The sequence below is a fragment of the Pedobacter frigidisoli genome, assembly GCF_032678525.1.
Classification (GTDB): Bacteria; Bacteroidota; Bacteroidia; order Sphingobacteriales; family Sphingobacteriaceae; genus Pedobacter; species Pedobacter frigidisoli_A.
Window position 1 is genome coordinate 160,380 of sequence record NZ_JAVTSE010000009.1, and the last position, 25,990, is coordinate 186,369.

At 39.9% G+C, this 25,990-nt stretch carries 20 protein-coding genes; 15 read left to right on the plus strand and 5 right to left on the minus strand.

Translation table 11 applies throughout. The features are described from left to right. Positions 1 to 156 precede the first annotated feature (156 nt). Positions 157 to 1,821, plus strand: coding sequence for a beta-N-acetylhexosaminidase (locus R2Q80_RS20295; protein ID WP_316801360.1), 1,665 nt, complete (start codon positions 157 to 159; stop codon positions 1,819 to 1,821). Here the strand turns inward: R2Q80_RS20295 and R2Q80_RS20300 are convergent. Continuing rightward, entirely contained in the window at positions 1,818 to 2,744 is a 927-nt protein-coding gene (locus R2Q80_RS20300) for an AraC family transcriptional regulator (protein ID WP_316801361.1), read from the minus strand. The two genes, R2Q80_RS20295 and R2Q80_RS20300, sit on opposite strands and share 4 nt — an antisense overlap. A 247-nt stretch (positions 2,745 to 2,991) precedes the next feature. Here R2Q80_RS20300 and R2Q80_RS20305 point away from each other — a divergent pair, with 247 nt between their 5' ends. The 7 genes from R2Q80_RS20305 (at position 2,992) to R2Q80_RS20335 (ending at position 11,769) form a co-directional block, all read left to right on the plus strand. After that, positions 2,992 to 4,497, plus strand: a complete 1,506-nt coding sequence (locus R2Q80_RS20305) for an aldehyde dehydrogenase family protein (RefSeq protein ID WP_316801362.1) — start codon at positions 2,992 to 2,994, stop codon at positions 4,495 to 4,497. A 107-nt stretch (positions 4,498 to 4,604) separates the two neighbouring features. Further along, positions 4,605 to 4,979: a DUF779 domain-containing protein gene (locus tag R2Q80_RS20310; RefSeq protein ID WP_316801363.1), complete on the plus strand. Its 375-nt coding sequence runs from the start codon at positions 4,605 to 4,607 to the stop codon at positions 4,977 to 4,979. 107 nt (positions 4,980 to 5,086) lie between these two features. Next, positions 5,087 to 5,281 (plus strand): hypothetical protein, encoded by a 195-nt coding sequence (locus R2Q80_RS20315; RefSeq protein ID WP_316801364.1) that lies wholly within the window; start codon positions 5,087 to 5,089, stop codon positions 5,279 to 5,281. A gap of 97 nt (positions 5,282 to 5,378) precedes the next feature. Continuing rightward, complete coding sequence (gene pyrR, locus R2Q80_RS20320; protein WP_316801365.1) at positions 5,379 to 5,927, plus strand: bifunctional pyr operon transcriptional regulator/uracil phosphoribosyltransferase PyrR; 549 nt, start codon at positions 5,379 to 5,381, stop codon at positions 5,925 to 5,927. A gap of 3 nt (positions 5,928 to 5,930) precedes the next feature. Then, positions 5,931 to 6,860, plus strand: a complete 930-nt coding sequence (locus tag R2Q80_RS20325) for an aspartate carbamoyltransferase catalytic subunit (RefSeq protein ID WP_316801366.1) — start codon at positions 5,931 to 5,933, stop codon at positions 6,858 to 6,860. Positions 6,861 to 7,043: 183 nt separating this feature from the next. Next, positions 7,044 to 10,067 carry a tetratricopeptide repeat protein gene (locus tag R2Q80_RS20330; RefSeq protein ID WP_316801367.1) on the plus strand — a complete coding sequence of 1,008 codons (3,024 nt, stop codon included), beginning with the start codon at positions 7,044 to 7,046 and terminating at the stop codon, positions 10,065 to 10,067. A 4-nt stretch (positions 10,068 to 10,071) separates the two neighbouring features. Continuing rightward, positions 10,072 to 11,769: a hypothetical protein gene (locus R2Q80_RS20335; protein WP_316801368.1), complete on the plus strand. Its 1,698-nt coding sequence runs from the start codon at positions 10,072 to 10,074 to the stop codon at positions 11,767 to 11,769. Positions 11,770 to 11,841: 72 nt separating this feature from the next. Here the strand turns inward: R2Q80_RS20335 and R2Q80_RS20340 are convergent, their stop codons facing one another. From R2Q80_RS20340 to R2Q80_RS20350, 3 genes are read right to left on the minus strand one after another with little or no spacing between them, the layout of a single operon-like run. Continuing rightward, positions 11,842 to 13,488 carry a PepSY-associated TM helix domain-containing protein gene (locus R2Q80_RS20340; protein WP_316801369.1) on the minus strand — a complete coding sequence of 549 codons (1,647 nt, stop codon included), beginning with the start codon at positions 13,486 to 13,488 and terminating at the stop codon, positions 11,842 to 11,844. A 6-nt stretch (positions 13,489 to 13,494) separates the two neighbouring features. Continuing rightward, on the minus strand, positions 13,495 to 13,773 hold the full coding sequence (locus tag R2Q80_RS20345) for a hypothetical protein (RefSeq protein ID WP_316801370.1): 279 nt from the start codon (positions 13,771 to 13,773) through the stop codon (positions 13,495 to 13,497). A 3-nt stretch (positions 13,774 to 13,776) separates the two neighbouring features. Further along, on the minus strand, positions 13,777 to 14,190 hold the full coding sequence (locus R2Q80_RS20350; protein ID WP_316801371.1) for a hypothetical protein: 414 nt from the start codon (positions 14,188 to 14,190) through the stop codon (positions 13,777 to 13,779). 340 nt (positions 14,191 to 14,530) lie between these two features. On the opposite strand from R2Q80_RS20350, the gene R2Q80_RS20355 reads away from it, so the two are divergent. The 7 genes from R2Q80_RS20355 (at position 14,531) to R2Q80_RS20385 (ending at position 24,694) form a co-directional block, all read left to right on the plus strand. Next, the gene (locus R2Q80_RS20355; RefSeq protein ID WP_316801372.1) at positions 14,531 to 16,063 is read left to right on the plus strand and encodes an SPOR domain-containing protein; all 1,533 of its coding nucleotides are present in this window, start codon (positions 14,531 to 14,533) and stop codon (positions 16,061 to 16,063) included. Position 16,064: 1 nt separating this feature from the next. Further along, the gene (locus tag R2Q80_RS20360; protein WP_047799529.1) at positions 16,065 to 16,772 is read left to right on the plus strand and encodes a MotA/TolQ/ExbB proton channel family protein; all 708 of its coding nucleotides are present in this window, start codon (positions 16,065 to 16,067) and stop codon (positions 16,770 to 16,772) included. After that, positions 16,772 to 17,173: an ExbD/TolR family protein gene (locus R2Q80_RS20365; protein WP_047799530.1), complete on the plus strand. Its 402-nt coding sequence runs from the start codon at positions 16,772 to 16,774 to the stop codon at positions 17,171 to 17,173. The genes R2Q80_RS20360 and R2Q80_RS20365 overlap by 1 nt, the downstream gene beginning before the upstream one ends. Next, entirely contained in the window at positions 17,173 to 17,988 is an 816-nt protein-coding gene (locus tag R2Q80_RS20370) for an energy transducer TonB (RefSeq protein ID WP_316801373.1), read from the plus strand. Before R2Q80_RS20365 ends, R2Q80_RS20370 begins: the two co-directional genes overlap by 1 nt. 134 nt (positions 17,989 to 18,122) lie before the next feature. After that, positions 18,123 to 19,415 (plus strand): bifunctional folylpolyglutamate synthase/dihydrofolate synthase, encoded by a 1,293-nt coding sequence (locus R2Q80_RS20375; protein ID WP_410478772.1) that lies wholly within the window; start codon positions 18,123 to 18,125, stop codon positions 19,413 to 19,415. Between the two features lie 68 nt (positions 19,416 to 19,483). Beyond that, complete coding sequence (gene pafA, locus R2Q80_RS20380; RefSeq protein WP_316801374.1) at positions 19,484 to 21,142, plus strand: alkaline phosphatase PafA; 1,659 nt, start codon at positions 19,484 to 19,486, stop codon at positions 21,140 to 21,142. A gap of 180 nt (positions 21,143 to 21,322) precedes the next feature. Then, positions 21,323 to 24,694: a methylmalonyl-CoA mutase family protein gene (locus tag R2Q80_RS20385; protein ID WP_316801375.1), complete on the plus strand. Its 3,372-nt coding sequence runs from the start codon at positions 21,323 to 21,325 to the stop codon at positions 24,692 to 24,694. A gap of 69 nt (positions 24,695 to 24,763) precedes the next feature. Here R2Q80_RS20385 and R2Q80_RS20390 read toward each other — a convergent pair whose 3' ends face one another. Continuing rightward, entirely contained in the window at positions 24,764 to 25,744 is a 981-nt protein-coding gene (locus R2Q80_RS20390; RefSeq protein WP_316801376.1) for an acyl-ACP desaturase, read from the minus strand. Positions 25,745 to 25,990 lie beyond the last annotated feature (246 nt).

Sequence of the window (25,990 nt, forward strand, 5' to 3'; positions counted from 1 at the left end):
AAAGTTATCGGGATTTTTTTTTGTCAATGGAAACAAAGAACATATGGAATTCTTGATTCATCGTCATTGCGGAAAAGCTTCTTCAGCTAACGAAGCAATCTTTTGTTATCTATCTGGAATCAGTATTTTTGAAAAACGTAACCCACTCTATTCATTATGAGAAAAATCATCTTTTTGTTTCTGACCATTATTTCGTTCAAAATCTCTGCTCAGGAAATCAGTATTATCCCACAGCCTGTGTACCTCGAAATTAAAAAAGATCAAAAAGATTTTGTAATAGATTCAAAAACACAGATTGTAGTTGTTGATACCTCTTTAATTAACTCGGCTAAATTTCTCTGTGATTACTTACAAAAATATTATCAGATCAAGCTAAATGTAACGAACGTAACGCCCAATAAAAACTTTATTACTTTGGTTCTAAATACCAGAATTAGCGAATTTGATGACGCCTACGTAATCAACAGCTCAGATAAAGCAATTTCAATTGCAGGAACTTCTAAGCCAGGAGTTTTTTATGGCGTACAATCACTCATTCAATCATTTCCTGTAAACGACACAGAAATCCTAAATATTCCAAATTTAAATATTACCGATTACCCTCGCTTCGGTTACCGCGGAATGCACCTCGATGTAAGCCGTCATTTTTTCGATGTAGCTTTTATAAAACAATACATCGATTATCTGGCGTTACATAAAATGAATTACTTCCACTGGCACTTAACCGATGATCATGGCTGGAGAATCGAGATTAAACGATACCCAAAACTTACCGAAATTGGCGCCTGGCGCAAAGGAAGTATCGTGGGCTTATGGCCTGGTAAAGGAAATGAAAACATTAAATATCAGGTTTTGCCCAATGAAGTTAAAATTACGCCAAAGGATGCCGTGATTAAAACAGATGGGATTAAGCATGGTGGTTATTATACGCAGGAACAGATCAAAGATGTAATTGAGTATGCGGCTAAACGATACATTACCATCATCCCTGAAATTGAAATGCCAGCCCACAGCATGGCGCTATTAACCGCATACCCTGAACTGGGTACTGAGCCCGACAAAAAATATGAAGTGGCACAAACCTGGGGAATGATGAATAAATACAATAATGTTTTGCAGGCGACTGATACCACTTTCAAATTCCTGGAAAATGTTTTAACAGAGGTGATGGAGTTATTTCCATCTCCATATATCCACATCGGAGGCGATGAAGCATCAAAAATCTGGTGGAAACAATCTTCCGTTTCGCAACAGTTTATGAAAATTAAAGGATTGAAAAATGAAAGTGAACTTCAGAGTTATTTTATCCGCAGAGTGGAGAAATTTGTAAATAGCAAGGGCAAAACGATTATCGGATGGAATGAAATATTGCAGGGCGGCCTGGCACCAAATGCCATTGTGATGAGCTGGCAGGGTGAAAAAGGAGGAATTGAGGCGGCAAAACAAAGCCATAAAGCCATTATGACTCCTGAAAACAGAATGTACTTCAACCATGGTCAGTTCTTGAAAGAAGACAGTTTAACGGCAAGCACCCCCTCCTTCCTTGCCGATGTTTATAACTATGAACCCGTTCCGGCAGCGTTAAATACAGAACAAGCAAAATACATCTGGGGTGGACAGGCTTGCTTATGGACAGAGTACATCACCAATCCCGCAAAAGTACAATATCAGCTTTTCCCACGGTTAGACGCCCTAAGCGAAATATTGTGGACACCAAAAGAAAAGCGTAACTATCCTGATTTTAAAAAGCGATTGAAAACACAACTCAAACGCTATGATTTGATGGGCATTACCTATTCAAAAAGATATCTTGAAGATTAGTGGATTAATTGTTTTGCCACCTGCATTTGATAGGCACCCGGAGTTATCCCAACCAACTTTTTAAAGGTTCTGATAAAATAGTTGGCATCATTGAAGCCCAGCTCGAAGCTAATCGAAGCAACCTTCGACCCAGGTTGAGCCAATAACATTTTAGCTTTGTTGATCTTCTCAGCGAGAATAAAATCGTTCGGACTGATGCCCAGCTCCCTTTTAAATAAGCGGTAAAATGTAGCTTTGCTCATGCAGGCCTTATCGCTTAAGTTATTGATGCTAATCTTCTCATTCAGGTTCGATTTAATATAGTTTAATACGAAGGCCAATGGATTCTGATTTAAATTGTAGGAATCGTCAGTGATCGTCTTCAGGTTTTGGGTTTGCATAATTCTTACCAGAAGCTCCTTCAGAGTCAAGTCGGCAAGCACATCTTTTTCTTTAGATCGTTCAGCACAAATCCTGATTACTTTGTTAATTAAATAAGCAATCTCTTCATTGTTGTAAAAGTGATATTCATCGTAATTCAAAAGCCATTTCTCATTACTTCCCTCTTTCGGAAAAAATTCATTTAAATAGGCAATTGTTTTTCTAATTTGCTCCTGATCTATAGCTAAAGCAATGCATTGTGTCGGGTTTAGGTTAGTAGCTTCAGGAAAATCTATCTTCATCGTTACATCAGGAGGTACAATAACCGTTTGGCCAGGATAATAGTCAAATTCTTTCCGATCTAAAAGATGCATCACCTTTTTACCACGTAACATACTGGTAATTACAAAATCATTGAATGTAAGCGGAACTTTATAGGATTGAGTATAGGTTTCATAAACATTCAGTTCACAACGTTCAAGCGTGTAGGAAGTCCTGTTTTCAACCAAGGTCTGTAAATTTTCAGTTTTGCTTAAACTGACCTGATCTAGTGTATGTGGCATAGCAATGAAGATTTTGGTTAGAGAGAATTACTGACTAATCAAATATATAAGTATTTCGACAACGTTCAATAGCCTGAAACAATAATGCTACCGATTGATGTAATTATACTATCTGCCCACAGTACTTTGCCATTAGGTTTGTAATAACCAAATCTTAATTCCCGAAAAATATTATGAGCAATATTGACCAAATTGAATTACGTACAAAAGCTTATGGTGTTTTTCAAAACTTAAAACATTAATAATTATGGAAAATTTAATTGAAAAACCATCATTTAAACCCCAGTATGATAATTATATCGGAGGAACGTTTGTACCACCTGTTAAAGGAAATTACTTTGACAATATCTCTCCAATAGATGGTAAAGTGTTTACAAAAGCGGCACACTCTACTAAAGAAGATTTAGAATTGGCAGTGAACGCTGCACATGAGGCCTTCAAAACCTGGAGCAAAACTTCATCAACAGAAAGAAGCATCATCCTGAACAAAATTGCACAAAGGATGGAAGACAATCTCGAGTACCTGGCCACTGTTGAAACCATTGATAACGGTAAGGCTGTTAGAGAAACCCTGGCGGCCGACTTACCTTTGGGCGTTGACCATTTCCGGTACTTTGCCGGCGTCATCCGTGCCGAAGAAGGTTCACTTTCAGAACTGGATGCCAACACCGTTTCGTTGATTGTTCATGAGCCTATCGGGGTTGTCGCCCAGATTATCCCCTGGAATTTTCCTTTGCTAATGGGCATCTGGAAGCTGGCTCCGGCCCTTGCAGCCGGCAACTGCGTGGTACTGAAACCAGCTGAAAGCACGCCGGTTTCGATCATGGTACTTATGGAACTGATTGGTGATTTGCTGCCTCCGGGTGTGGTAAATGTGGTCAACGGCTTCGGCTCAGAACTCGGTCGTGCACTGGTTACTAATCCAAAAGTTTCGAAAGCCGCATTTACCGGATCTACCCCTACAGGCAGATTGGTGATGCAATATGCAACAGAAAATATCATACCCGTTACTTTAGAACTAGGGGGCAAATCACCCAACGTTTTCTTCAGCTCGGTAATGGATGAAGATGATGCCTTTTTAGATAAAGCGGTTGAGGGTGCGGTGATGTTTGCTTTAAACCAGGGAGAGATTTGCACCTGTCCATCCAGACTATTAATCCAGGAAGACATTTATGAAAGGTTTATTGCCAGGGTAATTGAAAGAACTGAGGCAATTAAAATCGGTAGCCCGTTAGACAGGACAGTAATGATGGGTGCACAGGCGTCAAAAATACAATATGAGAAAATTGCCCAATATATTAAATTGGGTAAGGAAGAAGGTGCCGAAGTATTAACGGGTGGCCAGGTAAACGAACTACCAGGCGAACTAGGCGGAGGCTACTACATTAAGCCAACCATTTTCAAAGGCCACAATAAAATGAGGATTTTTCAGGAAGAGATTTTTGGTCCGGTGCTGGCAGTTACTACCTTTAAAACGGTTGAGGAAGCGATTGAAATTGCAAATGATACCTTGTACGGTTTGGGTGCAGGCGTTTGGACACGCGATGCCCACGAGCTTTATCAGGTGCCCAGAGCAATTCAGGCAGGACGCGTATGGGTAAATCAATACCATGCTTACCCGGCAGGAGCCCCATTTGGAGGGTATAAGCAATCCGGAGTGGGTAGAGAGAATCATAAAATGATGTTGGGGCATTATCGCCAGACAAAAAACATGCTCATCTCATATGATAAAAACAAACTGGGATTCTTTTAAACTTAATTATAACTAAATAAATATTAAGACGTTTGCTATAGTATGCACGAAAGGCACCTACCCTGCCAGATTCATTTCAATATTGATCAATAAACAATTTGTAAACCATGGTATGCAGAATAGACAGTACAGACAAAGCGAAAGAACTGATTGCCGTTTTGAAGGACAAACATGGAGAATTAATGTTCTATCAGGCTGGGGGCTGTTGCGAAGGTACGCAACCACAATGCTTTGAAAAAGGCGGCTACTACTTACGCATGAACGATGTGTGCCTGGGGGAGATTGAAGGATGCGAATTTTGGGTTGACAGAGACCTTTTTGAATACTGGAAATACTCGCATTTTACCCTCGATGTGTTAGATGGTTTTGGTGTTGGGGGCTTCTCTCTTGAAACCCCTTTACAAAAAACATTTAAAGTGCATTACCGTCTGTTCAGCAGCGAAGAACTGGAAAACCTGGTACCCGTTAAAACCGCAGATTAATTTTATATTTGATTAGATAAAGTCAGCATGGAGCTATCCTGCTGGCTTTTTTGGTTTATACCTGATGCGTTTAAAAAATAAATGCAATCTTTGTTGAAATAATGATCATGAAAAAAGTTTTTGCCATATTATCCACGCTTATTACCCTCTATATACTAAAAGAAACCTATGTTATTTTCACATCTTTAGAGCCCGACATTGTGAAGCAAAGGCCAATATTTATTGTTATTTATCTAAGCATTCTTATTCCTCTGATCGTATTATCGTTCTGGTTATGGTCGCCAAGAAGAAAAGATGATTAAATAAATCAGGATCATTTTTTAATTAACAGGAAGGCTTATTTGAAATTCAACTTTCCAAGCTTCGAACATTTTTATATATTTGCCCAATCCTTCTTCCATGCAAAAGAAAACACTTCTTGACGGACAAAAAATTCAGATTACAATTAAGCGGCTTTGCCATCAGTTAATTGAAAACCACGACGATTTCAAAAATACCGTTCTCATTGGTATTCAGCCACGTGGCATTTATCTGGCCGATCGCATTCATCAGGAACTTCAATCCATATTAAAAAGTAAGAAAATTTTAAAGGGCAACCTTGATATTACTTTCTTTAGAGATGACTTTAGAAGAAAAGATGGACTGGTTACCGCAAACAGCAACTCAATTGATTTCATCATTGAAGGAAAAAAAGTTGTGCTGATTGATGACGTGCTTTGGACGGGTAGAACCATCAGGGCCGCACTTGATGCTTTACTCGCATATGGCAGACCAGAAAAAGTAGAATTGCTCGTCCTTATCGATCGCCGCTATAGCAGACATTTACCAATTGAACCCGATTATATCGGTCATCCGGTAGATAGCCTCAACTCTCAACAGGTGAAAGTTACATGGGCAAGTGAAGGAGCAGAAGACAAAGTTATATTATTATCGGAAAACAATAAATAAGAAATGGCAGCAGACAAACTATCAACCCGACATCTTTTAGGCATTAAAGATATTAACCGGAATGATATCGAATTAATTTTCGAAACTGCAGATAATTTTAAGGAAGTGATTAACAGGCCAATCAAAAAGGTCCCCTCACTTCGTGATATTACTATTGCCAATATCTTTTTCGAAAACTCTACACGCACCAAACTTTCCTTCGAGCTTGCAGAAAAAAGGCTTTCTGCAGATGTGGTAAATTTTGCAGCATCCTCTTCATCAGTAAGCAAGGGTGAAACCCTGATTGATACCGTAAACAACATTTTGTCAATGAAAGTTGATATGGTGGTGATGCGACATCCTTACGCAGGCGCTGGCCAGTTTTTGAGCAAACATGTTAAGGCCCAGATTGTAAATGCCGGCGACGGGGCCCATGAGCATCCAACACAAGCACTACTTGATGCCTTTTCCATCCGCGAGAAACTTGGCGATGTGGCGGGTAAAAAAGTAGTTATCGTTGGCGATATTTTACACTCGAGGGTAGCCATTTCAAATATTCTTTGTCTGCAGCGCTTAGGTGCAGAGGTAATGGTTTGCGGCCCTACCACCCTGATTCCAAAACATATCCACCAACTGGGCGTAAAAGTTGAACATAACCTGATTAAAGCCTTAAACTGGTGTGATGTGGCCAATATGCTGCGCATTCAACTGGAGCGCCAGGATATTAAGTACTTCCCTACCCTAAGGGAATATGCGATGATGTATGGCCTTAACAAACAGATTCTGGATAGCCTTGATAAGGAAATCATTGTCATGCACCCCGGACCAATAAACCGTGGCGTAGAGATTACCAGTGATGTTGCAGACAGCAAACAATCTATCATTCTTGACCAGGTAGAAAATGGAGTGGCCGTACGGATGGCTGTCCTTTATTTACTGGCAAGCCAGGGATAAACTAAAATTATTGTTTTTTTTATTGGTAGCTGGATGAATATCCAGCTTAATTTTCCACATTTCAACATTACCATACCATTTCCACAATACCTTCGTTTAAGTGTGTTGTTAACAGATGTTAATTACTTCTGTTGATAAACCCTGATACTATTTATAATTTAGTACCAACCATATTTGAAACCGATGCAGAAAAAATACTTATTAATTCCGCTATTCTTGGCAGGAAGTTTTACCAGCTACGCGCAGGTCAGCGCGGTGCAAAACCTCAATAAGAACTACCAGACTGGCTTAGAATTATTAGAAAAAGAAAAATACACTGCGGCAGCGCAACAGTTTAAGCTGGTAGAGCAATTGCGCTTTAAACCTTCAACACAAACCGAAAGTAATGCCGAGCTGTCTACATTAAAAGAAAACGCTAAATTTTATGCCGCAGTTTGCGCGCTGGAATTAACAAACAGTGATGCGGAAAGTTTATTTCAGTCATTTATCCGCGACTATCCGCTAAACCCAAATACCAAACTGGCTTATTTTTACGTAGGTAAAACCTATTTCGGGCAAAAAAATTACACCAAAGCATTGGAGTGGTTCGAAAAAACCGACCCTTCAACCCTGTCCGGAAAACAAAGAAATGAGTATCAGTTTAAACAAGGCTACAGCTATTTCGAACTTAAAGATTACGAAAAAGCTGAACCTTTATTTGAGTTAGTTAAAAAAGATAAAGGTGATTTTCAGGAAAGCGCAACTTACTATTTTGCCTACATTAATTACTTAAACAAAGAGTATAAAACGGCACTTGCCAATTTCGAAAAGCTAAAGGGCTCTCCTACCTACGAGGCTAGTTATCCTTACTACATCACATCAATGTATTACCTTGATGAGCGCTATGATGATGTGATCGAATATGCCCTGGCTTCAATTCAGAAAACAAAGCAACAATTCGAACCGGAAATGTTAAGCCTTGTCGCGGCATCTTACTTTGCGAAATCAGAATTTAAAAACGCTGAGAAATACTTTGCGGAGTTCTATGCAAAGGATAAAAGCGAAACGAAGAACAACCTCTTTATCTACCAATACGGATACTCACTTTTCCAGAATAAAAAATATAAGGAATCCGTTGCCGTATTAGAAAAACTTAACAATGATGATGTTTACCTGCAAAATGGTATGCACACTCTGGGTAAAGCATTTATTCAGTTAGGCAACAAGCAAAAAGCACAAAGTGCATTTTTCAGGGCCTCACGTCTGGATTTTGACAAAACCATACAGGAAGAAGCCTGGTTAAGTTATGCTAAGCTGAGTTATGAGCTCGACTTCCATCAGCAGGCATTGGAAGCCACGCAAGGCTTCCTGAAAGCCTTTCCGAAATCAAAAAAGCTAAACGAGGCCAAAACGCTGCTAGGGGAAGTGTTATTAACAACCAAAAACTATCAGGCCGCTGTTGATATTTTAGAGCCTATTCCGGATAAAACCTTGGAAGCAAAAGAAGCCTATCAAAAGGTTACTTACTTCCGCGGACTTGAGTTCTACAATGAAAGGGCATTTCCAAATGCACTCTCTATGTTTTTACGTTCGGAAAAATACACAGAGGATGCCGAAATCTATGCACTAAGCACCTACTGGAAAGCAGAATCAATGTATGAACTGCGCAAATTCGGCGAGGCAGTTTCTACCTTCGAAAAATTTCTAAAAATGCCCGACGCTGATAAAACAGGTGTTTACAACTTCGCCAACTATGCACTTGCATATGCTGCTTTTGAGGATGAAAAGTATAGCAAGGCAGCCAGCTATTTCGAAAAATTCCTGGCGGGTAGTGATAAAGACCAGAAAACAATTGACGATGCAACTATCCGGCTGGCCGATTCATATTTTGTAAATAAAAGCTATGGAGATGCCATGTCTAATTACAATAAAATCATTGCCAGACATACCTCTTCTGAAGACTACGCTACTTTTCAGAAAGGAATGATCCAGGGCCTGGAAAATCAATATGATGCCAAGATAGGGACCATGCAGTCTCTATTATCAAAGTTTCCAAACTCCAACTATGCTGATGATGCAGGATTTGAAACGGCCTATACTTATTTTACAAAAGGCGACTTCGATAAATCAAAATCAGATTTAGTTGACCTGGTAGCTAAATATCCACGCAGTAGCTACGTGCCTAAGGCATTAGTTACCATTGGTCTGGTTCAGTATAATCAGGATCAGGATGATGCCGCTCTGGAGTCATTCAAAAAAGTGGTGCGTGACTATCCGACTACAGATGAAGCTAAGCAAGCCATGGAATCGACGAAAAATATTTATGTGGATCGTGGGGATGCAAACGGATTTATCACCTATGCGAACTCTACGCCGCTTGGCAACTATTCATCAAACGATCAGGATAACATTGTATTTGCGGCAGCCAATAATCTTTACCTTAAAGGCGATGCGAATGGTGCCTTTCAATCGGTAAACGCCTACTTTGATAAATTCCCTAAAGCCATCCACGAGAAAGAGGCTAAATTTATCAGAGCCGAATCATTGGTGAAATTAGGTCGCCCGGAGGATGCAATTGCTGATTATGAATTCATACTGAACGACTGGACCAGCGATTACACAGAGCGTTCACTGGTGAGCATTTCACAGGTTTTCCTCAACCAGAAAAAGTACAATGAAGCTATTGTATATCTGAAAAGGCTGGAAACAACCACCGATTACAAATCGCACTATAGTTTCGCCATCAATAACCTGTTAAAGGCTTACACCGCGCTTAACATGCCTGATGATATGCTGAAATATGCGCAGTTAACCAAAGATTCCGAGAAAGCATCCGAGGAAGAAAAAAATAGCTCAGGATTGTACTCAGGTAAAGCCTATTTGTTAAAAGGTGATACCACCACAGCGGTAAAGGAATTTAAAAACGTTGTAGCAAAAACCAAAACCATTGCTGCAGCAGAGGCAAAATATAACTTGGCTTTATTAGAATATAGTAAAGGCGATTTTAAAACATCATCAAAAACATGCTTCGATCTGATCAATAACATGGCTTCTTATGATTACTGGGTAGCGAAGGCATTTATTCTCCTATCTGATAATTATGTAGCCCTGAAAGATAATTTACAGGCGAAAAGTACTCTTCTCAGTATCATTGATAATTACGAAGGCAAGGATGATATCATCCCTACAGCCAAAGAAAAACTAGAAAAACTAAACCAGAAGAAGTAGCATTATGAAGTCAATTAAATATATATACAGTACCCTTTTCTTATTAGCTGCCGGGATAGTCACGGTGCAGGCACAAGAAAAGAAACAGGATGAGAAGGGTGTGGTTACTGAAGAGGTCGAGGTGGTTCGCCCATATAAACCAATTTTAGCTGAAGCGGTAAAACTGAGAAGAAGTCCGAATCTGGACGATGTAAAAACCTATAAGGCAAAGTTCAACTACAGCATTACCGACCGGAAGCTCGAATTAAACAGCGATATTCAAAAGCTCCAGGCACAAGCCCTGGCCGATGAAAAGGCGAGTGTTCTCGTTAATAATTATGTTAAAGGAGCATTTGGCTCGCAGGCTACATTACTGGGTGAAGCTTATTTTAATACGGGCAAAGATGAGGGCTTACAACTTGGTGGTTATTTCAAACACTTCAGTCAGGAAGGAAAGCTCAATAAACAAAACAGCAGCAGTCAGCAGTTGAGTGTGTTCGGTCGCAGTATTCTCGAAGAAAATACAGTGAGCGGACGGATTAACTTTGAGCGCAACGGAACCTATTTTTACGGTATCGACGATGCCCGCCCAACATTCAATACTGACCCGCAGAAGCAGGCATTGACTTTTGTTGAACTGGAAGGTGAACTGGTTAAAAACTTTACCGAAGATCAGGATGCATTCAGCTACGCACTGAAAGCAAACGGTTACCTGTGGGGAGATAAATACGATGCAAAAGAAAGCTACTTCACACTGAACGGATATGTAAATAAACGAATCAGTTCATTTAACCTGGGCTTAGCAGCCTCAACAGAGTTTGGCAATACTAAAGACGCACTAACGAGTGTGGGTAACAATTTACTTCGCTTAAACCCTTACATTCGTTTACAGGTTAAGGGTGCTAAAGTAACAGCCGGTATTAACTTCGTACAGGAGTTTGGAGCCTTCAGCAGCACCAGGATATTCCCTGCGGTAACAGCTGATTTCACTTTGATTCCCGATTACCTACAAGTTTTTGGTGAAGTGAAAGGCGATGTGAACAGAAATTCGCTAAAAGGCTTTACAGACGAGAATCCATGGCTGAATAATAATATCCTGGTTAAAAACACAGTAGAGAAGCTGAGCTTTAGCGCAGGTATTAAAGGCACTGGTGGTCCGGGCTTCGGCTACAAGGCTAAGTTATACATCAGGCAATTTGATGATATGCCTCTGTTCGTCAACAATTTTGCTGATTTCAATAAATTTGATGTGATTTACGATTTCGGTAAAACCAAGTTAACCGGATTAGAAGGAGAGATATCCGTTCAGGTTAGTGATGCATTAAAGTGGACAGGCAAACTAAACATCGATGATTGGAAACCTGCCCAGGAAACCTACAGCTGGTTTAAACCAGGTTTAAAAGTAAGTTCCAACTTTGTGTATACATTCAACAAGAAACTAAGTTTTAATGCAGGTGTTGTCATCCAGGATGATGTGAAAGCAAAACTATACCTGAGCGCACCAGTTAACCCGTTACAATATGTGGTTCCAAATACCAGCATAGAAGAAATTGTTACTGTGAAAGGCTATGTAGATTTAGGTATTGGTGCTGACTATAAAATCAATAACAAATTCTCTGTCTTTGCTAAAGCGAACAACCTGCTGAATACAAACTACAGCAGATACCTGTATTACCAGGTAAATGGATTTAATATATTCGGTGGATTAAGCTACTCATTCTAGCCTTTAATCGTCTTTACACAAAAAAACCACAGCTTACAGCCGTGGTTTTTTTGTGTAAATATTTTTTGATATTTATGCGGCAACCTTCTTTGCTTTTTCATGCTGCTTCATTTTAACAAGCACTACAACAGCAATAACCGATAAGATCAGGAACAGCAAATCAATGAACAAAATGTCAAATTTACCCTGATCGAATGTAATCCACAACCAGTTGTTACGTTTAATCCCATCCATTAAAGGTAAAAGGAAGCATAGCACAGCAGATAATGTCAGGCTCTGATGATTAGTAATCGCCAGGTTTCGTCTTACAATAAAATAAGCAGACAGCAACAACCAGGAATAGAAATAAAGATGGAAGATATCTGACTGACCTGGTTTGCTGATAAACAATAAACTAATCAGCGTAAATGCCGTAACCGGCAGCATGCTTAAACAGGATGCCATAAAAATATTGGCCGTCCAGAAATTAAACACACGTTTCTTTTTTGGAACATTATTTTTATCCCTCGCTACCAGCCAGATCAGGATCCCTGAAATAATGACCAGGCAACCCATTACGCCAAGTACAAAGAAAATAACCTTCAAAGGCCTTCCACCGAAATCGCCGAAGTGCAGGTGATAAATCATACTCTTTACCTTATCAACATAGCTCGATTGTTTTACAGGTGATACTTCATTTAAAACCTTTTGATCTCTGACTCTATACACAAGATGTCCGGTTCCAGAGAAGCTCTCCTTAGCCTCCGGTTTAGCCTCCAATATCACATGCATATTTGCATCTCCATAGTTCTTAATCTGAACAGCAGTGATTCTGCTATTTTGCCACTTACTTTCGGTTTTTGATAGCAAATCATTAATATTGAATGATGTTTGTAATGGCTGATAGCTATAAGCATATTGTGTGGTATCGCTATATTCCAGATCCTGATATAAAGCAGCACTGTTCCCCTTATAGGCAAATTTGGTGTAAGGACCAATCAGAAATACATTGGCGATAAGCACAACTCCTGTTATGGCAAATATCAGTTGGAAAGGGAAGCCAATCACCCCGATAGCCGTATGCAAATCCGTCCACAAAGTTTTCCATTTAGACCAGGGTCTGAAAGTAAAGAAATTCGAAAAGATTTTCTCCCAGTGCAACATCAACCCCGTTATCAAAGCGAAAACAAAAATAAATGAAACAACACCAGCCAGCAGGTACCCGAACGGGGCACCTAAATGAATGGGAACTGCATTCAGTTGAGCGAGGAAATGCAGGCGATATAAAAACTCACCCATATCGTATGATTCCGTATAATCACCCGATTTTTTATTTGCAAAATCGTAATTAAAATACATTGAATCATCGTCTCCACCTCTTCCACGGCCCTTACGCTTTTTGCCTTCCCCAGCTGGTTTCGGTGTTATCTTCTTTTTCAGTGTGCTGTCGTTTGATCCTGTTACAGATACATAAGCACCAACATCATTCCGCTGAATAAAAAAACTAAAGTCACGCCCTTTTAAGTTCGTTTTTTCTCCCAAAGAGTCCAGAAGATGATTATAATCTTTTGTACTGGTTTTACGCCCCTCAACATAAGAACTGTTTTTTTGCCATGCGCTGATATCGTCTTTAAAAAAAGAAAACGAACCTGCAAAAAACATCACATATAAAATTGCACAAATGATAATACCACTTATGGTATGCGTATGAAAGTAAATATTGTATTTCCTGTTATCCATTTCTAATTATATCATGTAGCAAGCGCCCGAAAACACTAATATTAATAAAGTATAAATCCCTAAAACTTTCCATACACTCCTTGATAAAAATGTCAGGAGTAACAAAACGGCCCATAACAAATAACCTGTAATAAATGAAGTGGCGATGACCTCGGGTGACGGAAAGATTCTGGTGAGTAATAAATGAAAGGTGAACATTACCAGATACCCGCCAATGACTCCGATCAGAATTTTCGCAAACCTGATCCATGGCGACTTGGTAAGGTGTTTTTTATTTGCAGGCATAAATTATATAAGAATTTCTAGTATAAGAATTGAAAAATAAATCGCTGCGATTACACCCACTTTGAAATAGCGAAAAGGCTGAATGGTTACAACCAGGCTACCTGCCGCCATTAAGCTGAAAATTACAGCTGCTACGCCGCTCCCCCAGCCCAGCTTTAAAAACAGCAATATTGAAGAAGCAATAAAAATTAACAACGCAAATACCCGAAATTGCTTTTTCTTCTTAACCATTGTGGCAACATAAGAAGGTGGATGTGGCTGCTTATATTGTTTTGAAGTTAAATAGCATATTTCGAATGCTAACAGCATGAGCAGGAAAGAAGTTGTTATCATAATTCGTTCGGAATCGGTTAACCTGACTACCCAGCGTTTGGTCAGATTTCCTGCAAATATAAAATCCGCGCCGTTGCCAATCAAGAGTTATTTATAATTAATTTAAATAAATAGAACAGACCATACACTTCATCCCAGTTTCAATAAATTTCTGATTAAACCAATTTTAATAGATTTGTAATGTTATTAGTGATTATATCGGTTATGTGATTTGGTAACTCACATACCATTTCTATCTTTGTAACCGTTATCTTTAGAAGTTAAAGAGATACGAATCTTTTAAATCGGTACACTTTTACATGATAAAACGATCAATATTGTCATCATTCCTATCCCCCTTCTCAGGCAAAATGCACAATAAGATATTTGCTTACACTTTGAAGGTCGAATATAATTTTTAAATTTAATGCTTAACAATACCGGAATGGACATCTTATCATACCTTTTAGAACTTTTACAACAACGCAAGGATGTTGGAGTAACTGACCTCGGCACTTTCTATAAAAAGAAATCACCAGGAAGATACGATAAAGAAACACAATCATTTCTACCGCCAAGCTATGCCCTGGTTTTTACATCTGAGTTAAAAGAGAATGAGGCGCTGGCAGATTTTATCGCCAGTAAAAGAAATATTTCTACTGATAGTGCTCACTATTACATTGCCCGGTTTGTAGAAGATATACAGCAGAAGTTAGAAACTGAGCACGAAGTTGAACTTGAAAATTTAGGCCGCTTGTTTTTTACAGAACATGCAGGGTTAAGTTTCGAACCTGTTAACAACGTAAATTATGGCTCAGAATTTTATGGTTTACCACAGGTTTCTGAAACCATATCTGAAGAACCGAAACCTTTACATGTAGAACCAAAAGCTTCAGTCGAAGAACCGGACGAAGACATTTACGAGGAAATTGATGAAGCTTCCGGTACAACCGTTCTTTCTGAAGACAAGGAAATAACACACCCCGTTATTGAAAATATTGAACTGGATGAAGTACAGGACGACTTAAGAAAGACCTTGCAAAATGTGACACCTAGGGAGGAAGAGGTAATCCCCGCTCCTGAATTCATCAAAGAACAGCACCAGGAACATCCTAACCGTTTTGGTCACACACCAGAATCTGAAGAGCATGTAAATGAAAAAACTCCAGCACCGGAATTTATAAAAGAGCAGCATGAGGAACACCCCCATCGCTTTGGCCACACGCCCGAATCAGAGGTGCTTGCACACAAAATTAATCAGGAGATTGCTGCAGAAGCAGTTGACCAACCTAAAAAGTATATCCAGCTTGGAGAGGAGTCAATTGTTGATGAACCGGTTATCGAAGCACCTGAATTTATCAAAGCGCAACACGCCGAACACCCAAACCGCTTTGGCCACGACCCTGTTCCGGAAGAGGCATCAGTCCCTGACACTAAACCCATCTGGCCTAAAGTTCTCACAGCGATCTTCCTGCTGTTAATCATTGGAGCCATTGTTTATTATACCAAACCGGAATGGTTTAACCGTCAGCAACCAGTAGTCAACGAACCGGTAAAAACGATTGACACCGCTAAGGTGACCGTTGACAGTGTAAAAATTAAACAGGATTCTATTGCGAAAACGGACAGTATTTTGAAAGCCAGTCAGGTGGTAGCAAAAACAGATACCTTTAAAAAAGCAAAATCTGTAAGCACGGCTGTTGCGGCAACGCAACCAGTCACTGATCATTCACCCTCACGGTTCTATGTCATCGCCATTTCGTACAAAACTGAAGCCCGTGCCTTGGAATACATTGCAAAGATGAAGAAAATTGGCCTGGATGCGGAGATTGTAAAAATGGAAGGAACCAGAAAAAAAGTGAGTATCGCTAACTTTAGTACAAAAGAAGAAGCTGAAAAACAGAAAGACATTCTGCAAAAGAAACTTAATGGGAAAGGCTTTTACATTAAACAATTAAAAATCAACACACAACCATAAAATGATAACTTTATTAATTCAAGACACTACACAGGCATTACAGGATACCGCAAATGCAATTAATCAGGCAGTAACTCAACCAGCTCCTGAAGAACTTCATTTCATTGACTTGCTTTTTAAAGGCGGATGGGTAATGATCCCTCTTGCCTTTCTGGCTTTTCTGGCTTTGGTCATTTTCGTTGAACGCTATTTAACCATTAAAAAAGCCACAAAAGACGAATCAAATTTAATGGGTCAGATCAGGTCATACATTCATTCCGGCAATCTGGATGGAGCCATGTCATTGCTTAGAAACAATAACTCCCCACTTTCCAGAATGCTGCAGAAAGGTTTAAAGCGTATTGGCCGCCCCATTAAAGATATTGAAGGTGCTATTGAAAACGTTGGTAAACTCGAAGTTTCTAAACTGGAGAAAAATATCAGTATCTTAGGCATTGTAGCGGGTATCGCGCCCATGCTCGGTTTCGTAGGAACAATTGTCGGGGTAATCACGATCTTCCACCAGGTATCCATTAAAGGTGCTATTGAAATCGGCACCATCTCAGGTGGTTTGTATACCAAAATGATCACCTCGGCTACAGGTTTAATCATTGGTATCATCGCTTATGTATTGTACCACATCCTGAACATCATGGTTGAAAAAATCATCCTTAAGATGGAAACCGATGCAATTGATTTTATTGATTTATTAGAAGAACCAGGCAAATAATGAATTTACGCAAGAGAACAAAAGGAGGCGTAGAAGTACATACATCAGCACTGAACGATATTATGTTCTTCCTGATGCTGTTCTTTTTATTGGCTTCTGCTGTGGTAAATCCACAAGTGGTTAAACTGTTATTGCCTCAGTCTTCCAGCGGACAACAATCTACCGCTAAAAAAGCGGTTACCGTAAGTATAGACGAAAAGTTCAATTATTTCGTTGATAAAAAACCAGTGAGTGTTGATGCCTTACAGGCAGCAATTGAGTCGTACCAGAAGGTAGCACCAGATATGACCATCATTTTGTATGTCGCTAAAAATGTACCTGCAGAAAATATCATGGTAGCTTACGATGTGGCAAACAAACTGAAATTAAAACTCGTTTTAGCTGTAGAGCCGAAAAAATAATGAATACTACAGAAGAAAATAACTATCCAAAAGCTATTGCCATCTCCTCAGGGATCATGGCAGTTTTGCTTGCAATTAGCTTTTTAATTGTGATAAATTCTTTTGAACCGCCTGAAGATTTAGGCATGGGCGGTATGGTGGTAAATTACGGTACTGCCGCAGAAGGTATGGGTGATGATTATACCAGTATTGAAGAACCTTCAGCCGATCCTAATGCAAATCAGAAAGCGCCGGATAAAGTCACGCCACAGGAGAAGGTAACAGAAAACACCACTGTAGAAACAGGTGACAAGGAAATCCAGAAGCAGAATACCGAAGAGGCCATCAGCGTAAATACCAAACCAACTAAAACTAAAACCACCACACCAACTACGGCGACTGAAGAAAAGCCTTCCCAACCGGTTATTAACCAGAATGCACTGTACAAGGGTAAAAAAAGTACAGGTCAGGGTGGCGGAGACGGTACAGGTAACACAGCTGGAAATCAGGGTTCAGTTAACGGAGATCCTCTTGCAAATAATTATGGAGAAGGTGGATCTGGTTTTGGAAATAAACCTATCGAACTCAGACGATTCTCTAACCTGGTAGTTCCTAAAGATGATGGACAAAAAACAGGAAGGATTGCAATCCGTATTTATTTCAATCGTTCGGGCGATATTGTACGTGCCAATCAGGAATTAAAAGGTTCAACGATTACCGATACGGAGCTGGTTAATAAATGTATTCAGGCCGTGCTTAATTCTTCACTCAGCAAATCAGATATCGGAACGGATAATCAAACCGGAGTTGTTGTATTTAACTTCAAGGTGAAGTAGGTCACAAATGATTTAATTTTATATAAATGGTCTGATTTTACAGACCATTTTTTTTTGAAAAAAATCATGTAAAGAGGGTCTCTGGTTCAACTTTTTATTTCATAATAAAAATAGTCGACCTATATTTGACCTGAATGATGAACTACCAGCAAACACTAGATTTCCTTTACAGTAAACTGCCCATGTTTACCCGTGTTGGCGCTTCCGCCTTTAAAAAAGACTTAACCAATACCATCGTTTTTTGCAATGCATTAAACAATCCGCAGGATAAATTTAAAAGCATTCATGTTGCAGGAACAAACGGGAAAGGCTCTACCTCGCATATGCTGGCAGCAATTTTACAAGCGCAGGGATACAAAACCGGCTTATATACTTCACCCCACTTAAAAGACTTTCGCGAGCGTATCCGCATTAACGGAAAAATGATCGGTAAAACAGAGGTAGTTTCATTTATAAACGATCATAAAGCATTAATCGAAGAGGTTGAACCCTCCTTTTTTGAGGTTACCGTAGCGCTCGCCTTTGATCATTTCGCTAAACATCAGGTAGATATTGCCATTATCGAAGTAGGCTTGGGAGGCAGATTGGATTCAACCAATATCATCACCCCGGAAATTTCTGTTATTACCAATATCAGCATGGACCATATGAACATGCTTGGCGATACACTCGAAGAGATAGCAGGTGAAAAAGCAGGAATTATAAAAAGAGGTATTCCCGTCGTAATCGGAGAAACTCAGGAAAAATCATCGCCGGTTTTTATCAAAAAAGCAAAAGATATGAATGCACCAATCTCGTTTGCTGATCAGGAGTTAATAGCCACCAACTTTAAACTTACCAAGGGAAAACTCTCGTTATCCTTAAATAAAGTTAGAAATAAAATTAATTACACCCTTAAGAGTGATTTAACCGGTACCTACCAACATAAAAACATTTTAACTGTGCTCCAGACCATTGCGATACTCAACCAGACTTCAAAATTCAGCATTTCGGCTGAAAGTATTGCAAGCGGTTTAAAGCAGGTAAAAAAACTTACTGGCCTGCAAGGCCGTTGGCAAACCTTAAACCAACACCCTTTGGTAATCTGCGATACCGGGCATAACGAAGCAGGCATTGCTGAGGTGATTAAAAACATTGACCAAACCTCGTATGAAAAGCTGCACATTGTTTTTGGAATGGTAAAAGATAAAGACATTTCAAAAGTACTCTCCCTGTTGCCGCAAAATGCCACTTACTATTTTTGCAAGCCCGATCTGGAAAGAGGCCTGGATGCAGGGGATTTAAAAGAACAGGCTGCTGCCTTCGGCTTAACAGGTAATTCATACTCCTCCGTGCAGTCAGCAAAAGAAACAGCAATGAAGTCTGCCAATGCTAATGACCTGATCTTCATTGGCGGAAGCACTTTTGTGGTGGCAGAAGCGCTATAAAAACTTTACAATTACTTCAAAATATGTTCATTTAAAAATGGTTACTTTAGCCCTTTAACAATTATAGAATGAAGAAAATATCTTATTTACTCTTTTCCCTATCGCTTCTCTCCGCTTCAATATCAAACGCACAAACTAAGAAAACTATCGCTGTCCCAGCTAAGGCTTTTCCGGCCGAGGTTGCCCGTCCTAAACTAGTAGTCGGCCTGGTTGTAGATCAGATGCGTTGGGATTACCTGTATCGTTTCTATAACCGCTATACTAACGGTGGCTTTAAAAGACTCGTAAACGAGGGGTTTTCAGTAGAAAATACTTTCATCCCTTATACCCCTACCTATACCGCTTGCGGCCACACCTGTATTTACACAGGCTCTGTTCCTGCGGTACATGGTATTATAGGAAACGACTGGTACGACCCGGAAACAAAGAAAAATGTTTACTGTACAGATGATTCGACTGTAACTACTGTTGGAAGTACACCTTCCCCGGAAGGTAATATGTCACCTAAAAACATGCTTACCAATACCATCACTGATGAATTAAGACTGGCAACAAACTTTAAAGGCAAAGTAATTGGTATTTCTCTTAAAGACAGAGGTTCTATACTACCGGCGGGCCATGCCGCCAATGCAGCCTATTGGTACCAGGGTAGTACCGGAAACTGGATCACCAGCACCTACTACATGAAAGAAGTACCATCCTGGATTGCCGATTATAACAAATTAAAACTGGCAAATAAATTTTATGCTAAAAACTGGGAAACACTATATCCCGCAAATACTTACGTAAACAGTACAGCAGATGAGAAAGCTTACGAGGGTAAATCAAGTACTTTCCCTCATCAGCTGACACAGAATATTGATAAGAACTTTGATGCCATCAGGGGAACGCCATATGGCAATACCATTACGCTCGACCTGGCTAAACTGGCTATTTTATCTGAAGATTTAGGAAAAGATAACATAACCGACTTCCTGGCAGTAAGTTGTTCATCAACAGACTATGTTGGCCATGCTTATGGTCCTAATTCCGTTGAAGCTGAAGATACTTACCTCCGTTTAGATAAAGACATCGAAGCTTTTTTCAATTACCTGGACAAACAGGTGGGTAAAGGAAATTATACCGTATTCTTAACCGCAGACCATGGTGCAGCGCATGTGCCAGGTTTTATGAAAGAAAACAACCTGCCTGCTGGCGTAGTGAGCGACAGGGACATCGCAAGCAAGTTAAATACTTTCTTAAATGACAAGTTCAAAGCAAACAACATCGTTTTAAAATCAATGAACAACCAGATCATTTTTGATCATGACAAAATTGATAAAGTAAGTGTAAGTTTCGATGTAATTAAAGCAGCATCAGTTGAATTTTTAAGACATCTAAATGGTTTTCAAAATGCGGTAGATATTTCAAAGATCTCTCAGGCTACCTTACAGGAAATTCAGAAAAAGATGATTACAAACGGATATTATCCACGTCGTAGCGGAGATATTTATTACGTCCTTGAGCCAAACTGGTTTAATGGAAGCAGCACCGGAACCACACACGGAAACTGGAACCCTTACGATTCGCATATTCCATTGGTATTTATGGGATGGGGTATTAAACCCGGTGCAACCAATACCATGCATTACATGACGGATATCGCACCAACTTTAGCCGCATTATTGCATATCCAAACGCCTAATGGAACCGTTGGGGAACCCGTAACAGAAATTACAAACAAATAAAAATATAGCCACCCTAGTAGGTGGCTTTTTTGTTTACCCTCCCATCCTCCTCCTGCATGTGTCTTGGTTAAAATCATTATAAAAGCCACTAATTCTAACAATTTGCTACATTTGTTGAACCAAATATATCATCTACAGGCAGTTCAGAATTTGATTCTGTAAGGCCTTTAATTCCATAGTATGCAAGCAGTAGAAATATACAAGCCAAAGAATAAAATTCGTTTTGTTACAGCAGCATCCCTTTTCGACGGGCATGATGCAACCATCAACATCATGCGCCGCATACTGCAATCTTCAGGCGCCGAAGTGATTCACCTGGGGCATAACCGCGCAGTTGATGAGGTAGTAAACTGTGCCATTCAAGAAGATGTTCAGGGCATTGCAATGACTTCCTATCAGGGTGGTCATATTGAATATTTCAAGTACATGTACGATTTGCTTCAGGAAGGCGGGGCAGGACACATCAAAATCTTTGCCGGAGGCGGAGGCGTATTTCTTCCTGATGAAATAGAAGAGCTGGAAGCCTATGGTATTACTAAAATATACTCTCCGGATGACGGCCGGAGAATGGGGCTGCAGGGCATGATTAATGATATGCTGATCAAAACAGATTTTGTTACCAAAGAAAACATTACCGATGAATTGACGAGTGTCCCTTCAAAAGATATAAAAGCAATTGCAGGCGCCATTACAGTGGCCGAAAATGATCCGGAAGGGACTCAGCAATTTGTAAACGAACTAAAAAAGCTATCAGCAAATTACAATGTTCCAATTCTCGGTATCACAGGAACCGGGGGGGCAGGTAAATCATCTTTGGTAGATGAACTGGTTCGGCGCTTTCTAATTGAGGTTGAAGATAAAACACTGGCCATTATATCTGTCGACCCTTCAAAAAGAAAAACCGGAGGTGCATTATTGGGTGATAGAATCCGCATGAATGCGATCAATAACCCAAGGGTATACATGCGATCCCTGGCCACCCGCCAGGCCAATCTTGCTTTATCTAAAAACGTTCAGGAAAGCATTGATATTTGCAAGGCCGCCGGGTATGATCTGATCATTGTTGAAACTTCAGGAATCGGACAATCAGATACGGAAATCACCGAGCATTGCGATGTGTCTCTCTATGTAATGACGCCGGAATTTGGCGCAGCTACGCAGCTTGAAAAAATAGATATGCTAGACTTTGCTGACCTCGTTGCCATTAATAAATTTGACAAACGAGGTGCTTTGGATGCTTTACGCGATGTGCGCAAACAGTACAAACGTAATCATCAGATATTTGAGGCCAACGACGACGAAATTCCGGTTTACGGAACAATGGCTTCACAATTTAATGATCCGGGCATGAACAATTTGTTTGTAGCACTGATGCAAAAAGTCAGGGAAAAGACCGGCATTGATTTTAAAGCAAAAATGGAGTTGACAGTCGATCAATCTGAGAAAATATATATCATTCCACCCGATCGTACCCGCTATCTGGCAGAGATTGCAGAAGCCAGTCAAACCTATAACGAGTGGGTTAATAAACAGGCATCTATTGCAAGAAAGATGTATCAGCTAAAAGGAGTGATCGATTTAGCTGCAGAAAACCAATCTTTGGGTATAGGTAACGGACTTACTGAAGCTTACACTTTTTTTGAAGAGCAACTTGATGCTGAATGTAAACGGTTACTACGCCAATGGCCGGAAACAAAAAGAGCCTATAAAGAAGAGTTTTTCGTCTACAAAGTGCGTGATAAAGAAATCAAACAGCCGCTTTATTATGAATCCCTCTCGAAATTAAAGATCCCAAAGGTTGCCCTACCTAAGTATGAAGACTGGGGTGATATTCTCCGTTGGCTCTTAACCGAAAACCTTCCTGGTGAATTTCCTTATGCCGCCGGTGTCTTTCCACTTAAGCGTGACGGTGAAGATCCTACGCGCATGTTTGCTGGTGAAGGTGGGCCAGAACGAACCAATAAGCGTTTCCATTATGTTTCTCTCGGTCAGCCCGCACACAGGCTTTCCACAGCTTTTGATTCTGTAACCTTATATGGAGAAGACCCGCACATCCGACCCGACATCTATGGAAAAATTGGCAATTCAGGGGTAAGTATTGCAACCCTGGATGATGCAAAGAAACTTTATTCCGGATTTGATTTGTGTGCCCCTTCTACATCCGTATCGATGACGATCAACGGCCCTGCGCCAATGTTACTCGGTTTCTTTATGAATGCAGCTATCGATCAGCAATGTGAGCGATACATTATCGAAAATAACCTTCAAGATGAGGTTGATTCAAAGATCAATGCAATTTACGATCAGCTGAACATGCAAAGACCCACCTATAATGGTTCATTACCGGAAGGTAACAATGGGTTGGGGCTAATGTTGCTTGGAGTAACGGGTGATCAGGTATTACCAGAAGAGATTTATGAACCAATCAAGGCAAAAGCGATATCTGCAGTCCGGGGCACCGTACAGGCAGATATATTAAAAGAAGACCAGGCACAAAACACCTGTATCTTTTCTACCGAATTTGCATTACGCATGATGGGTGATATTCAGAAATATTTTATCGATGAAAAGGTTAGAAATTTTTATTCTGTTTCTATATCAGGCTATCACATTGCGGAGGCTGGTGCTAATCCAATTTCGCAGCTGGCATTTACCCTCAGCAATGGTTTTACCTTTGTTGAATACTATTTAAGTCGCGGCATGCTAATCGATGATTTTGCACCCAACCTGTCATTCTTCTTTTCTAACGGAATCGACCCGGAGTATGCTGTAATCGGACGTGTAGCCAGAAGAATTTGGGCTAAGGCCATAAAGAATAAATACAAAGGCAATGATCGTTCACAGAAACTAAAATACCATATCCAAACCTCCGGCAGATCACTACATGCTCAGGAAATTGACTTCAACGATATCAGAACAACGCTGCAGGCCTTATATGCAATCTATGATAATTGTAATTCGCTGCATACGAACGCCTATGATGAGGCCATTACCACGCCCACAGAAGAATCTGTAAGAAGGGCAATGGCCATTCAACTGATCATTAATAGAGAACTCGGATTGGCGAAAAATGAAAACCCTTTGCAAGGTGCATTCATCATTGAAGAGCTAACAGACCTGGTAGAAGAAGCTGTGCTTACAGAATTTAAAAGAATAAATGACCGTGGGGGCGTTTTAGGGGCTATGGAAACCATGTACCAGCGTGGAAAAATTCAAGAGGAGAGCTTATACTATGAAACACTTAAACATACAGGCGAATATCCAATAGTAGGTGTAAATACATTTCTAAACAAAAATGGATCGCCTACCATTGTGCCCGGAGAAGTAATCAGAGCTACAGAAGACGAAAAACAATATCAGATCAAGGCATTACAAAACTTCCAAAACCGCAATGTTGATCTTTCCGCTAAAGTTCTAAAGCAACTGCAGCTGTCAGCCATTGCCGGAGAGAATATATTTACACAACTCATGGAAGTTTGCAAAGTATGCTCGCTCGGGCAGATCAGTAAGGCACTTTATGAAGTAGGCGGACAGTACAGGCGAAACATGTAGATGCATTTAACTGCTTAAAAAAAAAGCCCTGATAAACATCAGGGCTTTTTATTATATCTACAATTATCTTTAACCTGCAATCCAGCTGAATTTATAATCAATTGTCGGGTTTTTCATACGTTCAGCAACGCGTAATAAACGTGACGGTAAAGCCATGATATAATCACGTGCCTTTTCTCCAGCCTCATTTAAATCGCGCATACCTTCGATTTTCCAATCTTCAATTAACTCTTGCATGATGTCAACATAGTCGACCGCTGTATAAACACCTAAACGTTGAGCCGCATCAGTAAAATGTCCAAAAGTTTGTCCGATTTTTAAACCCACTTCCCTCAAAAAGTGTGCAGGCATTACGATCTTCTTACGCATCATATCTTCAAAAGCCAGCATAGCTTCATTTGGATCAACCTTAAAAATCTGATTCATAAAATCTTTGTAAGCTTTGGCATGTCTCGCCTCATCTGAAGCGATAACGCCACACATACGTGACAATAATGTATCTCCGTCTTTCTTAGCTAAAGATGCCACCCTGCGGTGCGAAATATTGGTTGCCAACTCCTGGAATGAAGTGTAAATAAAATTGCGGTATGGATCGTGACCAGTACCAATATCAAAACCATCGGCAATAAGATACTGTGTAGAGATCTCCATCTGGCGCATGTTAACACGACCTGACAGGTAAAGATATTTATTTAAAAGATCACCATGGCGATTTTCTTCTGCAGTCCAGTGACGGTTCCACTTCATCCATCCGCCATCTTCTTTCATACTTGGTCCTTTAACCATTGCGAGCCACGACTCATAAGTAGGAAGTGCTTCTTCTGTGATGGTATCACCGATTAAAACAGCTACAAGATCGTATGAAAGATCTTTAGCGTTCTCCCTTAATATTCTAATATCTTGATAAAAGGTTTCACTTGTAGAATCAGGAAGAAAATCTGATGGCTGCCAGTTAGTGTCAATTGGTTTTAAATAGGTATCCATCATCTCCAGCATATATTTTTCAATATGCAGCATTACTTCCCCTCTTTTCTCTGCAAAAAAACTCATTCCTTTATATATATAGTTATTAAAGCAAAGATAACCAAATATTATCGCAAACCTCATTATATTAACACATTTGCAAATAATCAGTTTCTAAATTGAAATATATCATGAAATTCATATTGTTTGACGCTGAAAAGATGAACTTTGATAGCAGGCTGTCCATCAGGTGCAGCTTGTATGGTCAGATTCTTGCCCGAAATTCACATACTCCAACAGAACAATAAGCTCACAGTTTAAAAGACCTGGTTT

What these genes read in the sequence shown, in the direction of transcription:
- R2Q80_RS20335 (WP_316801368.1), top strand. Translation starts at nt 10,072, where the DNA reads ATGAAGTCAATTAAATATATATACAGTACCCTTTTCTTATTAGCTGCC.
- R2Q80_RS20315 (WP_316801364.1), top strand. Translation starts at nt 5,087, where the DNA reads ATGAAAAAAGTTTTTGCCATATTATCCACGCTTATTACCCTCTATATA.
- R2Q80_RS20310 (WP_316801363.1), top strand. Translation starts at nt 4,605, where the DNA reads ATGGTATGCAGAATAGACAGTACAGACAAAGCGAAAGAACTGATTGCC.
- R2Q80_RS20360 (WP_047799529.1), top strand. Translation starts at nt 16,065, where the DNA reads ATGATAACTTTATTAATTCAAGACACTACACAGGCATTACAGGATACC.
- R2Q80_RS20375 (WP_410478772.1), top strand. Translation starts at nt 18,123, where the DNA reads ATGATGAACTACCAGCAAACACTAGATTTCCTTTACAGTAAACTGCCC.
- R2Q80_RS20305 (WP_316801362.1), top strand. Translation starts at nt 2,992, where the DNA reads ATGGAAAATTTAATTGAAAAACCATCATTTAAACCCCAGTATGATAAT.
- R2Q80_RS20330 (WP_316801367.1), top strand. Translation starts at nt 7,044, where the DNA reads ATGCAGAAAAAATACTTATTAATTCCGCTATTCTTGGCAGGAAGTTTT.
- R2Q80_RS20365 (WP_047799530.1), top strand. Translation starts at nt 16,772, where the DNA reads ATGAATTTACGCAAGAGAACAAAAGGAGGCGTAGAAGTACATACATCA.
- pyrR (WP_316801365.1), top strand. Translation starts at nt 5,379, where the DNA reads ATGCAAAAGAAAACACTTCTTGACGGACAAAAAATTCAGATTACAATT.
- R2Q80_RS20300 (WP_316801361.1), bottom strand. Translation starts at nt 2,744, where the DNA reads ATGCCACATACACTAGATCAGGTCAGTTTAAGCAAAACTGAAAATTTA.
- R2Q80_RS20325 (WP_316801366.1), top strand. Translation starts at nt 5,931, where the DNA reads ATGGCAGCAGACAAACTATCAACCCGACATCTTTTAGGCATTAAAGAT.
- R2Q80_RS20385 (WP_316801375.1), top strand. Translation starts at nt 21,323, where the DNA reads ATGCAAGCAGTAGAAATATACAAGCCAAAGAATAAAATTCGTTTTGTT.
- R2Q80_RS20345 (WP_316801370.1), bottom strand. Translation starts at nt 13,773, where the DNA reads ATGCCTGCAAATAAAAAACACCTTACCAAGTCGCCATGGATCAGGTTT.
- R2Q80_RS20340 (WP_316801369.1), bottom strand. Translation starts at nt 13,488, where the DNA reads ATGGATAACAGGAAATACAATATTTACTTTCATACGCATACCATAAGT.
- R2Q80_RS20295 (WP_316801360.1), top strand. Translation starts at nt 157, where the DNA reads ATGAGAAAAATCATCTTTTTGTTTCTGACCATTATTTCGTTCAAAATC.
- R2Q80_RS20370 (WP_316801373.1), top strand. Translation starts at nt 17,173, where the DNA reads ATGAATACTACAGAAGAAAATAACTATCCAAAAGCTATTGCCATCTCC.
- R2Q80_RS20355 (WP_316801372.1), top strand. Translation starts at nt 14,531, where the DNA reads ATGGACATCTTATCATACCTTTTAGAACTTTTACAACAACGCAAGGAT.
- pafA (WP_316801374.1), top strand. Translation starts at nt 19,484, where the DNA reads ATGAAGAAAATATCTTATTTACTCTTTTCCCTATCGCTTCTCTCCGCT.
- R2Q80_RS20390 (WP_316801376.1), bottom strand. Translation starts at nt 25,744, where the DNA reads ATGAGTTTTTTTGCAGAGAAAAGAGGGGAAGTAATGCTGCATATTGAA.